Here is a 12,300-nt window from a genome sequence, read left to right on the forward strand (position 1 = left end):
AAGAGGGCCCCGGCACTCGTGCGACGGCCCTCAGCGCACCGTTCCGTCCCATTGCCACTCCACCCGTCGCGCCAGGCCGGGAAGCGCGCCACGGCCCGTGCACCACAGCAGGGTGTCGAACGGGCCGTGCCCGGGCGGAGCCTCGGGGAAGAGGCGTCCGAGCACGGCGGCGCTCGGGACGTCGGGCAGGCTCCAGGACAGGCCGAGAGCGCGCGTGATGTCGTAGGTGTGGACGGCCAGTTCGGTGACACCCATGGCGGCGAACCCGGTTGCGTCGGAGTGACCCCAGGGGTGCCAGGCCCGGACGTCGGCGGCCGTCTCCCGGACGGTGGCCGTCAGCAGGGACGCGGCGATCCGGAGACCGTCGAGACAGTCGGGGACGGAGGCCTCCGGATCGAGCGAGGCGAACAGGGTGATGTAGCGGTCGTCGGGGCGGGCGATGAGCAGACCGGCGTATCCGGTCAGGCCGAGGGCGAGATGGTCGAGGGTCCGGCGGCAGGTCCAGTCCAGACCGTGGGCGTCGCGTGACCAGTCCTGGTCGGCTCCTTCGAGGAGAGCTGCCAGGCAGTCGTCGGTGACGGCGGCCAGAACGTCCGTCCACGGCGGGGTGGCGGCGGATGTCATCGGGCCCGGCACGTCGTGCTGGGCAGCCGCGGGCGTCACGGTCACGCGCCGACCGCCGGCGGCTTCAGGACCTCGATCACGCTCGCGAAGCTGTCGGAGCCGTGACCTGCGGCCTTGGCCCGTTCCATGGCGGACTTCAGGAGTTCTGGCAGGGCGTTGTCGACACCGCGGGCCGTCGCGGCGTGGAGGAGATGGCCGATGGCGGCGATCTGCACGTCGACCGTGGCGTCGTCGCCCGGGTAACGGCCTGCGTCCACCTGGGGTGCATAGGTGGTCAGGAAGCCGGCGACGGCGGTCAGCCAACGGATCGCGACCGGCGTGAACGCGGTGGCCGGTGTCCGCTCCGCGCCGACCAGCGCGGTGCCGTGCAGCCAGCCGGTCATGGTGGACCACATCAGGCCCAGCAGCGCGGCGTCGTAGAGGGAGGCGAGGCCGGGGTCCGCGCCGAGGTGCAGGGGGTCGCCCAGGGAAGCCAGCGTCGGACGATGGGCGGCGAAGACCGCGTCCGGACCGCTGTAGAGGAACATCATCTCGGAGTCGCCGACCCCCGGCGGGGTGGTCATGATCGCACCGTCGAGGTAATCGGCGGCGTGCCTCCGGGCCCACGCGGCAGTCTCATGGGCCTGTTCCGGGGAGCCGGAGGTGAGGTTGACCAGGACCTTGCCCGCCAGGGAGCCGACGACGGGGTCCAGGAGGGCGTGCAACACCCCGTAGTCCAGCACACACACGACGGTCAGTGGGCTCGCCTCGATCGCCTCCTCGGGTGACGCGGCCAGGCGGGCACCCCGGTCGACCAGCGGCCCGGCCTTGTGCGCCGAACGGTTCCACACGGTGGTTTCGTGGCCCGCGTCCAGCAGGGCGGAAGCCAGCGCCGAGCCCATCGAGCCCAGCCCGATGACGGATACTGCCGGTTGATCGGAACGCATGTCGCAACTCCCCATGTCTGCACCTGCGGCGGTCGGTCAGGTACGGACCAAGATCGCAGCCCGCGGGGGCCGGGAACAGTGACAGAGCTGACGACGACCACCAAATTCCTGCCATACTCTTCGAGGCATGAATGCCGGTTCCGTCGCCGTGGTCGTGCCCGAGGGCATCGGAGTGCCCTCCTGGGATCTGTACGAGATGAGCATCCCCTGCACCGTCTTCGGGAATCCGCAGCCCGACCTGGCCGACCCCTGGTACGACCTGCGGCTGTGCGGTACGGGCGAGCGAGGGCAGGACGACTCCCCGACCGGGACGGGGCTGTCCCTGACGACCCGCCACGGGCTCGACGACCTCGCCGGCGCCGACACGGTCATCGTGCCCTCGGTACCCGACCCCTGCGTCGAGGAGGGCAGACCGCTGCCGCAGGAGCTGATCACGGCCCTGCGCCGCGCCTATGACGCAGGTGCCCGCATGGTCTCGCTGTGCACCGGCGCCTTCGCACTCGCCGAGGCCGGACTGCTCGACGGACGGCGCGCCACCGCCCATTGGATGCACACCGGGCAACTCGCCGAGCGCTACCCGAAGGTGGACGTCGACGACTCGGTGCTGTACGTGGACGACGGCGACGTGCTCACCAGCGCCGGACTGACCGCCGGTCTCGACCTCTGCCTCCATCTGGTCCGCCGGGACCTGGGCGCGCACGTCGCCAATCAGCTGGCGCGTCGCATGGTGGTGCCCGCCCATCGGCCGGGCGGCCAGGCGCAGTTCATCGACCTGTCCGTGCCCACGACCGACGGTGGCGGCCTGGCGCCCGTGCTGGACTGGGCCCGTGCGCACCTGGACCGGCCTCTGACGGTCGAGGACCTGGCACGGCGCGCCGCGATGAGCCCCCGGACCTTCCACCGCCGCCTTCAGGCGACCACGGGGACGACTCCCCTGCAGTGGCTTCTCGACCAGCGCCTGGGGCGGGCCCAGAGCCTCCTGGAGTCGACGGACCTGCCGATCGAGAAGATCGGCGAGCTGAGCGGCCTCGGCACGGCGAACAACCTGCGCCACCACTTCCTCAAACGGATCGGGGTGTCGCCGAGCGACTACCGACGGGCCTTCCCCCGGGCGGCGCCCGAGTCGCCCCGCGCCTGAGATCCGGCACCCGCCGAAGCAGGAACGCAACCCTCCATCCGCCCCTCGCGTCCATCGCGTTGCGCGGCGGGCAGGGCGTTCGCCGCGGGGCAACGGGAGGAGCAGCACGATGCGGCGAGGCGGACGTACCGGCTTACTCACCGCAGTGGTGGCAGCCGTGGTGGGGGCCACCGCGCTCGGCCCGGCCCACGCCACCACCGGACCGGACCGGGCCGGCGCACCGGACCGGACCACCGCACCCGACCGGGCCGACGCGCTGCGCCGGGACGGTGCGCGCGACCGGGACGGTGCGCGCGACCGGGACGGTGCAACGGGCCGGGACGGTGCAACGGGCCGGGACGGTGGGCGCGACCATGCGGCCACCCGTGCCGCGCTGCGCCGCGCGGTGGAGGCCGGGGGCCTGCCCGGCGTGGCGGCGGAGACCCGGGACGGCAAGGGAGGCTGGTTCGGTTCGGCGGGGTTCGCGGACACCACGACCCAGCGGAAACGTTCACCCGCTGACCACTTCCGGGCGGCGAGCATCACCAAGCCCTTCATCGCGACGGTGCTGCTGCAACTGGAGGCGGAAGGGAAGCTGAGCCTGGACGACACCGTCGAGACCTGGCTGCCCGGCATGGTGCACGACAACGGCTACGACGGCAGCCGCATCACCCTTCGGCACCTGCTCAACCACACCAGCGGGCTGTTCAACTACACCGAGGACACCGCGTTCGTGGACAAGGCGGCCGGTCCGGGCTTCCCCGAGCACCGGTACGACACCCACACCCCGGAGGAGCTGGTCGCCGTCGCGCTGCGGCACCCTCCGACATCCGAGCCCGGCGGGAAGCCGCGGTACTCGAACACCAACTACATCCTGGCCGGCATGGTCATCGAGAAGGCGACGGGGCGCTCGTACGCCGCGGAGGCCACACGGCGCATCATCAAGCCGCTGAAGCTGCGCGGGACATCGTTCCCCGGCACGGTGGCGCGGATGCCGTCACCGCACCCGGTCGGCTACTCCCGGCTGCACAGCACCGCTCCCGACGCCCCGGTCCACGACGCCACCGAGCAGAACATGACCTGGCTGGGTGCGGCGGGCGACCTGATATCGACCACCGGGGACCTCAACCGCTTCCACCGGGCCCTGCTGCACGGCACGTTGCTGCCACCCGCCCAGCAGCGGGCGATGTTCGACACCGTGGAGGCGGGCGGGACCGGCTACGGGCTCGGGGTGGAGACCACCACGCTGTCCTGCGGGGTGTCCGTGGTGGGGAAGTCCGGCCGGACCAACGGCTCGCTGTCCGCGATGGTCGGCACGGCGGACGGCAAGCGCCGGATGACGTTCAACATCAACGGTGACTGGCTGACCGACCCGTCGGTGTACTTCGACATCATCGAGGCGGAGTTCTGCGGCAAGGCCCCCGGCGCAGCCGACGGGACTGACGGGGAGGAGCGGCGCGCGTTGCCGCCGGCAGCTGTCAACGCCATGGCCGATACGGGCTTCTGACGGCGTCCGGAGCCTGCCCCGGCCGTTCACCGGTGCAGGTTCCCGCTGTGCCGTCCGTCGCGTGCCTGGCGGCTGTTCCGGCGTCGGTTCCTCCGGCGCACGGCATTCCGGAACGGCTCCGCGGGTCGCCGGGTGCCCATTAGGCTCGTTCGTATGGAGATCTTGGGAACTTCGCTGCGGGTGTGCGTCGACGACCTGGAAGCCGCGGTCGGCGTGTACGAACGTCTGACGGGCGTCGAGGCACTCCGCTTCGAGCGCGCCGGTGTGTCCGTGGCGGCCGTGGGCGCCTTTCTGCTGATGAGCGGGCCGGAGAGCCAGCTGGAGGTGCTGCGCAAGGTCACCGCCACCATCGCCGTGAAGGACGTGGACGAGGCGCACGCGGTGCTGAGCGAGGTGGGCGCCCAGATCATCGCCGGCCCGCTGGACACCCCGGTCGGCCGCAACCTGCTGGCCCGCCACCCCGACGGCTCGGTCTTCGAGTACGTCGACCGTGGCGGGGCGACGGGTTGACGACGCCTCACGACCGGACGTCGGGCCCTCACGACGTGGACGTCGAGCCCTCACGACGGACGTCTACGCCTCACGACCGGACTGCGGGATTCTGACGATACGCCAGCTCCCGCAGTCCGGGGTCGCCGGGACGGTCCCGACCGTCAGGAGACGGTGAGGACGATCTTCCCGCGGGTGCGGCCCTCCTGGCTGATCCGGAACGCCTCGGCGGCCTCGGCCAGCGGAAGCTCCTGGTCGACATGGACGGTCAGCTTCCCGGCGTCGGCGAGCTCGCCCAGGGCCGTGAGGTCGGCCGCGTCCGGGCGGACGAAGACATAGCGTCCGCCCACGGCGGCCACCTGGAAGTCGGCGATGGAGACGATGCGCTCCGGCGACCCGGTGACCTCCTGCGACTGGGCGACCGCGGCGCCGCCGACGAAGTCGAGGGCGGCGTCCACCCCGTCCGGCGCCAGTGCGCGCACCCGCTCCGGAAGCCCGTCGCCGTAGGTGACCGGCTCCGCTCCCAGAGAGCGCAGGAAGTCGTGGTTCCGCTCGCTGGCCGTACCGATCACGCGGGCGCCCCACGCCACGGCGATCTGCACGGCGAGCGACCCCACACCACCGGCTGCGGCGTGCACCAGGACGGTGTCGCCCTTGCCGACACCGGCGGCGCGCAGCGACTGGTAGGCGGTGAGCCCCGCCAGCGGCAGGCCCGCGGCCTGTGCCCAGCTCAGCGAGGACGGCTTACGGGCGAGGGTGCGCACCGGGGCGGGCACCAGCTCGGCGTACGTCCCCTGCTGCACATGGTCCTGGCGGTTGTAGCCGATCACCTCGTCGCCGGGGGCGAATTCGGTGACCGCGGGCCCGACCTGCTCCACCACACCGGCCACGTCCCAGCCCGGGACGAACGGGAAGTGGACGTACAACACCTGGTCCAGGTACCCGGCGGCGACCTTCCAGTCCACCGGGTTGACCCCGGCGGCCTTGGTGCGGATCAGCACCGAGTCCGGACCGACCTTGGGCTCGGCCTCCTCGGTGAGCTGCGGGGTCTCTCCGTATGCGTTGATCGTGACTGCCTTCATGTCCGGGAGAACAGTGGACCGGAGGCGATCATTCCCTCCCTGGGCGGAACGGTCCGCTTTCCGGATGCGGCTCGCCGCGCTCTGTTCCCGGGGTGGCCGGAGGGCCGCGGTGAGCCGCCGCCCTGCCGCGTCGCCGCCGGGCGGCCCGGCGCCGGGTCCGGAGAAGCGGGCCGGGCCGTATCCCGCCGCCGTCAGTCCCGGGGGCGCATACGGTAGTCGTACCGCTCGGGCAGCGGGTGTGCGGCGCGGGCCCGGGACCGGACCTCCTCGGTCACCACGGCGCCCCCGGAGACGAGCTGCTCGGCGACGGCGTACCAGGTGTCCTCCAGTGTTTCCTCGCCCTCCCGGAGGTCGGGGATCTCGAAGCCGTCGTCGAAGACGGCCCGGGCGGCCCGCGCGTCCCCCTCCGCCAGGAGAATCCGCGCCAGCAGCAGCCGGAACCGGCCCCGGGCGCGGATCTCCGGGGCCAGCGCGTCGAGGAGGGCGTGGGCATCCGGCGCGCGGCCGACGGCGAGCAGGGCCTCGACGGCCTCCCGCCCGAGCGCGGCCAGCGCGGCCGCCGGCACCGGACCCGCGGTCGGAGCCGGATCCGTGGTCGGAGCCGGATCCGTGGTCGGAACCGGGTCCGTCGGTCCCGGAGCCACGGTGGGTCCCGCCTCCCTCGCCGCCGGGACCGGTGCACGGCGCTCCACGGCCGACCGCCCCGGACCGGTGCCATCCGTCCCATCGGCCGGGCCCCGCGCTGTCAGGAGCGCCGCGTCCTCCGGCCAGAAGCCACCCTGTCGTCCCGATACGGCTCGGCCCGGGGCCCGGCTCCGCTGACCGGCGGCGCCGCCGGCGCGTACGGCCGGCCCGGGCCGGCCGGCGGGCTCCGTGTGCCGCTCCCCCGGGTCCGTCCCGTCACCCGGTGCGGCAAGCGCGAGCCGTACGGCGTGCAGCCAGCGGTCGGCCGCCCGTTCCGGATCCCCGGATTCCTGCGCTGCCACCGCCAGACAGCGCAGCGTCCAGGGGCTCCGGGAGGCGTGCAGCGAGCGTTCCCAGCTGCGCGCCGCCTGCGCCCGGTCGCCCGCGTGCCACTGGGCCACCCCCAGGTGGTAGTCGACCGCCGCGCTCGGCGTGGCCTCCTCCAGGAGGTCGCGCCAGGCCGGTGCGACCAGCGAGGGCCCGGGGTCGGCCGACGGTCCCCGGGCCGGCATGCCGCCGGTGCGCAGCAGCTCCGTCCACGGCCGCTGCTCCGCCCCCAGCGTGGACGGTTCGAACGGGGTGCCCGGCAACGCGTAGCCGGCGCGCGCCACTTCGAGCGCGCCCCAGCCGGACCCCGTCGCCAGCCGCTCCCCCGGCTCGTGGTCGGCCCGGGCCAGCCAGGCTGTGTGGGCGGCGTCGACCCCGGCGCGCGGCAGCGCGGCCTCCAGGCCCGCCGCCGCGGCGGTGCGCGCCGCACCCCAGTCGGTGCCGTGCACCGCCGCCGGGTCCGCGGACAGCGGACCGTACGCCTCCAGCCAGGCGAACTCCGTGTGGGCGTCCAGCCGGACGTGTTCCAGCTGGGTGCGGGCGAGTCCGGCCTGGATCTCGGCGTAGCCGCCGGTTCCGGGTTCGGTCAGCCACTGCTGCCAGCGGCGTCCGCCGCGGCCGGTGCCCCAGAGGAAGAGCTTGCGGCCGCGCAGCAGATCGGTCGAGGTCTGGACCAGCCCGTGCCCGTCGTCGTCCAGGGCCGCGATCCAGCGCCGGGTGCCGTCCGGTACGTCGTAGAAGTAGTCGGCCGGGTACGCGCTGCTCAGCGGGTAGGTGCGGTCGGTGCCCTGCCACTCGGGGACCGGTACGCGGCGCAGGCTGCGCTCGTAGCCGAAGTGCCAGGCCTCCTCGGCGGGGGCGAGCACCCGGCGGCCGGTGCCGCGGGAGCCGGGTCCGCCCTCCGGAACGGCGATGTTGGACCACCAGTAGACGGGCACCGGGCGGTCGTGCGGGTTCCGGATGCGGACGCCGACGAACAGGAAGTCCGACCCCTCGGGCAGCCACAGGTCGATCTGGAACGGGGTGTCGCGCAGCCGCTCCCACTCCCAGAGCCGCAGCATCTCGCCCCCGGCGGCGACGGCGCCCGGCCCGTCGGGGGCGGGCACCCGGGCCGCGTGCAGCGGGGCGCAGGAGAGGGTGGTGTGGCCGGTGGCGCCGATGTTCCATTCGATGCCGCCGGAGAACCAGGCGCCGTTGAGGGCGAAGGCGGCGGGCTGGAAGACCGGGTTGCGGTAGAGGAGTTCGCGCCCGGTGGGCTTGTGCAGCAGGGAGTGGATCCGGCCGCCGAGACCCGGCAGGACGGTGGCCCGCAGCCGGTCGTTCTCGATGACGATCGCGTCGAGGTGGACGGGGCCACGACCGCGGCCGTAGCCGTCGCGCAGCCGTACGGGCAGCACCGACTCGAGGGCGCCGTAGCCCGTTCGACGGGCCATCTCGGCGGGCAGCGCGGCGCGTTCCCGCTCGCCGAGGCGGTGGAGGCCGGCCGACGGCCGCAGGGCGGGCAGAGGGTTCTCGGGCCCGAGGCGCACACCGGGCAGGGTCAGTACGGTCCGTCGCACGGTCGTGGGCATCGTGGGCACGGCAACCTCGCTCCCTGGTACGGGCCGCCGCCTCTCCGGCGCCCCGATGACCATGGAACACGCTCCTGAGCCGGCTGAACAGGCCCGCCCCTGGTCAGGGTTGTGCAAAGGGCCGGTGGGAGCGGGCCTGTCCGTGGCAGGTCCGGTGGGTGGGGGCGGTCCTGGTGGGTGGGGGCGGTCCTGGTGGGCGGGGTGGGCCTGGTGGGTGGGGTGGGCCTGGTGGGTGGCCGGTCATGGCCGGCGGCGGTCCTGACCGGCGGCGGGCAGGGTCGGCGGCGGGCAGGGTCGGCGGCGGGCAGGGCAGCTCGGCTCCGGAGTGGCCCTGGAAGCCCGCCTCGGTTGGTCGCGGCAGCCCCTGGGAGTCCCGGCTGCCCCAGGGGCCCCGGTGGTCCGGCCGTCCGACGGCTCTGGTGGTGCCGCACTCCGTCCGGCACCCTCAGGACGCGGACCGGTCGGAGTCCCCCGAGGAAGCGCCTTCGGTGAAGGAGCCGTTCGTGGTGGAACGGTTGGTGGGAGCGCTCTCCACGGATTCCGCCGGCGCGGCCGGCCGGTCCCGGAACAACGCGCTGGTGATGGCCCAGCGCTCGTGGTCCCGCCACTCACCGCCGATGTACAGGAAATCGGGCGAGAACCCCTCGTGGCGGAAGCCGAGCCGCTTCACCAGCTTCAGTGAAGCAACGTTCCCGGGCTGGATGTTGGCCTCCAGCCGGTGCAGCCCCAGAGCGCCGAAGGCATGGCGGATGACGAGCCCCAGCCCCTCGGTCATCAGACCGCGGCCCGCGGAGTGCGCGAAGGCCCCGTACCCGACGGCCCCGCACTGGAACGCCCCGTACACGATGTTGTTGATGGCGATGCCCGCCTCGATCCGGCCGGTCTCCCGTTCGCAGACGACATAGCCCTCACCGGACGGCACCTGGAACTTCGCGCTCCACATCTCGAACTCCTCCGCGTTCGAGGGCAGGAACGCGTACGGGTGGAGCAGCGCCGTGCTGGCCCGGACGGCGGCGGTGAACTCCTCCATGTCCTCGGGCCCGATGTGCCGGATGGCGACCCGGGGGCCGGTGGCGAGGTAGTGAGTGTCAGGCATCGGGACATCGTAGGAACGAGGGCCCGTCCGGCTCCAGTGGCGACCCTCGCCAGCGCCGGACGGGCCGTCCGGTGCCCCTCGTCAGCGCCAGGCGGGCCGGTCGGTGCCCCAGACGCCGGGCGGGCTCGCCCAGTCCTCGGGGGAGCCGTCGAACGCGACCGGCGACCGCGCGTAGCGCATCGTGCCGAGTGGGCCCGTGGTCTCGGCCGGCCGGCTCCGGGTGTCGTCGGCGGGAGCCGACCGACCCGTGCGGTCCGCTTCCCGCGCGGCCCCGACCGGCGCCGACCCGCCGATGCCGGTCAGCAGCCAGGCCGCCGTGCGGGCGAGCGCGAGGGTCGCCAGACGGCTGCCGCCCTCGTCCTGCTGCTCGGTGAGCGCACGGAGTACGCCCGCGGCCAGCAGATAGCCGCTGCCGTGGTCGAGGGCCTGGGCCGGGAGGGCACCGGGGCGGCCGTCCGGCCCCGACTCGGTCGCGGCGATCCCGGACGCCGCCTGCACCAGGCTGTCGAACCCGCGACGCCCCGCCCAGGGCCCCTCCGTCCCCCAGGCGCTCAGCCGGGCGACCACCACTCCGGGACGGCGTTCGGCCAGCGCGGCGGGGGCCAGCCCATGACGGTCGAGGGCTCCCGGACGGTAGCCGGTGACCACGACGTCGGCGGTGGAGAGCAGATCCTCGAACGTGTCCCGGTCGGCGCGGCTGCCGAGATCCAGCACCGCGGACCGCTTCCCGAATCCCGTGTCGGCGTGGTGGTCGGCGATCTCGGGAAGCTGCGGGGCGTCGATCCGCAGCACGTCCGCGCCGAGCAGCGCGAGCGTCCGGGTGGCGACCGGGCCGGCCAGGACCCGGGTGAGGTCCAGGACGCGTACTCCGGAGGCGGGCAGCACCGGTCCGGTCGCCGGCAGCGCGGAGAGCGAGCGCACCGGGCCGTGCCCGAGGCGTTCCCGGTGCACCAGCGGCAGCGCGGCGGCGGCCAGGCCCTGCGGGTGTGCGGCCCACTCGACGGGGCCGCGGACGGCGATGGCCAGCCCCCCGGCCGCGTTCACGGTCTCCTCGATCTCCTCCGCGGCGCGGAGCGTGAGCTCGCTGGCGAGCCGGCCGACGGTTGCTGCGTCGTCGCCGGTCTCGCCGCCGGGGTCGGGGATCCCGAGGGCGTCGAGCAACCGGGCCCGGTGGTGCGGATAGTTGGCATGGGTCCGCACCCAGCCGTCCTTCGCCCGCCAGAAGCGGGAGAGCGGCGCGAAGGTATGCGGCACCCGGCCGTCCACGAGCAGTTCGCGCTCGCTGACGAACGCGGTGGCGACGGCCGCGTCGTCCACGATCACGCGGGGAAGGGGGCCGCCCGTCCGCCGGGCGGCGAGTTCGGCGGCCGCCAGCGAGCATGCGGCGACGCAGGACCGCGCCAGCTCCATGACCGGGAGCGACGAGGGCAGCGCACCCTCCACGGTCCGGTACTCGATCCGCGAGGGCATCGCACGGTCACCACCGAGCGCGGACCAGGCGTAGGCCGTTCCGTCCATCACATGATCCATAACGGGATTCTGGCACTCCGTGCCAGGGCGCGAGGGCCGGATGAGGGGATCGTGTCGCCCGGACGATCGAGCCATCCGGGACTGGCGGGAGGGCGGGGCATCCGGAGGGGCAGTGAGCAAAGGCGGCGGGCACGGGCTGCGGGCACAGGCAGTGGGGACAGGCAGTGGGCAGCGGGCACGGACACGGGCAGCGGGCGGAGAGACCCACCATTCACCCCTGGGCCACAGGGCAGGTCTCCTCCAGTTGGACGACGGCCAGCGTGATCTCGGCCGTGGTCTCGACCTCGCCCGGCCGCGGGTCCTGGGCGCACACCGTCCAGTGGTCGCCCACCGTCACCGCCCGGCCCAGCCCGAGCGCATCGTAGGTACGGGGCGTGAGGAAACCCGCGACCCGCGCCGTCTCCTGGGCGGCGGTCACCGTCTTCCCCACGAGGTCGGGCAGGGGTCTGCGATCGGCGGGGGAGGGCCCGTCCGGAGTGCGCCCGGCAGGAGCGGCCGCGGTGGCGGCGGAGCTGAAGGCAGGTGTCGCGACGGCCGCGGGTCCGGTGGGCGCGGGAACGGTCGGTGCAGGTCCGGCGGACGCGGGTCCGGCAGACACGGGCCCGGCAGACACGAGTCCAGCGGATGCGGGCTTTGTGGACGCGGGCTCCGTGGGGGCGAGCTCCGTGGGAACCGGCCCGGCCGCGTGGGCCGACGGGCCGGTACGGGCTGACGGGCCGGTACGGACTGACGGAGCGGTACGGAATGACGGGCCGATGGGGGACGACAGGCCTGAGCCCGGGACGACCGCAGCTCCCCCCGACCCGGGGGTGACGCCGGACGGCCCCCGGGTGAGGGCGACCGCCGGGGCCGGTGGGACTGCCCCGACGAGGGCGGTGAGGGCGGCGACTCCGGCCATGGCCAGGACGGTGGTCAGCCGCGGAACCGGGGTCCCGCCGGGTCTCACCCCCGCCTCCGGAAGAGGTACGCGCCGCACAGGATGCCGATGAGCACCATGGCCAGCAGGGCGACCCACAGCGGCATGATCACCTCCGGCACGATCAGCCTGATCTTGGTCTTGGCGGTGTTCTCGAGGATGAACACCAAGGCGAGGACCGCTACGACGATCACCGCAACCCGGCCGGGCGTCATGGACGCACTGAGGCGTCCCTTCGCGCCGCGACTCCTTCCTCCCCTGCTCGTGGACGTCTTGGGACTCATGTCCGGACCCTCCTCCAGGGACATCGGCAGACCCTCTGTGTCCAGCATGTGCCTCCGGCGCGTGCTTGGCCTGCGGGTCCCGTCCCTCCGGGGAGGTCGGCTGACCCGTCCGGGTGAGCCCACGGCGGTCTTCCGGAGCCCGGCCCG

The 12,300-nt window shown here is 73.9% G+C and carries 11 protein-coding genes; 3 read left to right on the forward strand and 8 right to left on the reverse strand.

The window, feature by feature from the left end; all coding sequences use genetic code 11:
- Positions 1-30 precede the first annotated feature (30 nt).
- Positions 31-669, reverse strand: a complete 639-nt coding sequence (locus AC3EQ1_RS08350) for a maleylpyruvate isomerase N-terminal domain-containing protein (protein ID WP_432093647.1) — start codon at positions 667-669, stop codon at positions 31-33.
- Entirely contained in the window at positions 666-1,550 is an 885-nt protein-coding gene (locus AC3EQ1_RS08355; protein ID WP_432093648.1) for an NAD(P)-dependent oxidoreductase, read from the reverse strand. The genes AC3EQ1_RS08350 and AC3EQ1_RS08355 overlap by 4 nt, the downstream gene beginning before the upstream one ends.
- A gap of 148 nt (positions 1,551-1,698) precedes the next feature.
- Here AC3EQ1_RS08355 and AC3EQ1_RS08360 point away from each other — a divergent pair, with 148 nt between their 5' ends.
- From AC3EQ1_RS08360 to AC3EQ1_RS08370, 3 genes are all read left to right on the forward strand, one after another.
- Positions 1,699-2,688, forward strand: coding sequence for a GlxA family transcriptional regulator (locus AC3EQ1_RS08360; RefSeq protein ID WP_432093666.1), 990 nt, complete (start codon positions 1,699-1,701; stop codon positions 2,686-2,688).
- 109 nt (positions 2,689-2,797) lie between these two features.
- Positions 2,798-4,174, forward strand: a complete 1,377-nt coding sequence (locus AC3EQ1_RS08365) for a serine hydrolase domain-containing protein (RefSeq protein ID WP_432093649.1) — start codon at positions 2,798-2,800, stop codon at positions 4,172-4,174.
- Between the two features lie 153 nt (positions 4,175-4,327).
- Entirely contained in the window at positions 4,328-4,684 is a 357-nt protein-coding gene (locus AC3EQ1_RS08370) for a VOC family protein (RefSeq protein ID WP_432093650.1), read from the forward strand.
- Positions 4,685-4,827: 143 nt separating this feature from the next.
- Here AC3EQ1_RS08370 and AC3EQ1_RS08375 read toward each other — a convergent pair whose 3' ends face one another.
- The 6 genes from AC3EQ1_RS08375 to AC3EQ1_RS08400 all read right to left on the reverse strand — a co-directional run bounded on the left by AC3EQ1_RS08375 (position 4,828) and on the right by AC3EQ1_RS08400 (position 12,153).
- The gene (locus AC3EQ1_RS08375) at positions 4,828-5,745 is read right to left on the reverse strand and encodes an NADP-dependent oxidoreductase (protein WP_432093651.1); all 918 of its coding nucleotides are present in this window, start codon (positions 5,743-5,745) and stop codon (positions 4,828-4,830) included.
- Between the two features lie 191 nt (positions 5,746-5,936).
- Entirely contained in the window at positions 5,937-8,327 is a 2,391-nt protein-coding gene (locus AC3EQ1_RS08380) for a DUF5107 domain-containing protein (protein ID WP_432093667.1), read from the reverse strand.
- 445 nt (positions 8,328-8,772) lie between these two features.
- Positions 8,773-9,423 carry a GNAT family N-acetyltransferase gene (locus AC3EQ1_RS08385; protein ID WP_432093652.1) on the reverse strand — a complete coding sequence of 217 codons (651 nt, stop codon included), beginning with the start codon at positions 9,421-9,423 and terminating at the stop codon, positions 8,773-8,775.
- An 81-nt stretch (positions 9,424-9,504) separates the two neighbouring features.
- Positions 9,505-10,953, reverse strand: a complete 1,449-nt coding sequence (locus AC3EQ1_RS08390; RefSeq protein WP_432093653.1) for a CoA transferase — start codon at positions 10,951-10,953, stop codon at positions 9,505-9,507.
- A 211-nt stretch (positions 10,954-11,164) separates the two neighbouring features.
- Positions 11,165-11,371: a hypothetical protein gene (locus AC3EQ1_RS08395; RefSeq protein WP_488187149.1), complete on the reverse strand. Its 207-nt coding sequence runs from the start codon at positions 11,369-11,371 to the stop codon at positions 11,165-11,167.
- 524 nt (positions 11,372-11,895) lie between these two features.
- Complete coding sequence (locus tag AC3EQ1_RS08400) at positions 11,896-12,153, reverse strand: DUF1049 domain-containing protein (RefSeq protein ID WP_432093655.1); 258 nt, start codon at positions 12,151-12,153, stop codon at positions 11,896-11,898.
- Between the last annotated feature and the right edge of the window lie 147 nt (positions 12,154-12,300).

Source organism: Streptomyces sp. bgisy100 (assembly GCF_057709105.1).

Coding starts and splice junctions, on each gene's coding strand:
- AC3EQ1_RS08355 (WP_432093648.1), bottom strand. CDS start 1,550: ATGCGTTCCGATCAACCGGCAGTATCCGTCATCGGGCTGGGCTCGATG.
- AC3EQ1_RS08365 (WP_432093649.1), top strand. CDS start 2,798: ATGCGGCGAGGCGGACGTACCGGCTTACTCACCGCAGTGGTGGCAGCC.
- AC3EQ1_RS08370 (WP_432093650.1), top strand. CDS start 4,328: ATGGAGATCTTGGGAACTTCGCTGCGGGTGTGCGTCGACGACCTGGAA.
- AC3EQ1_RS08375 (WP_432093651.1), bottom strand. CDS start 5,745: ATGAAGGCAGTCACGATCAACGCATACGGAGAGACCCCGCAGCTCACC.
- AC3EQ1_RS08380 (WP_432093667.1), bottom strand. CDS start 8,327: ATGCCCACGACCGTGCGACGGACCGTACTGACCCTGCCCGGTGTGCGC.
- AC3EQ1_RS08385 (WP_432093652.1), bottom strand. CDS start 9,423: ATGCCTGACACTCACTACCTCGCCACCGGCCCCCGGGTCGCCATCCGG.
- AC3EQ1_RS08390 (WP_432093653.1), bottom strand. CDS start 10,953: ATGGATCATGTGATGGACGGAACGGCCTACGCCTGGTCCGCGCTCGGT.
- AC3EQ1_RS08400 (WP_432093655.1), bottom strand. CDS start 12,153: ATGAGTCCCAAGACGTCCACGAGCAGGGGAGGAAGGAGTCGCGGCGCG.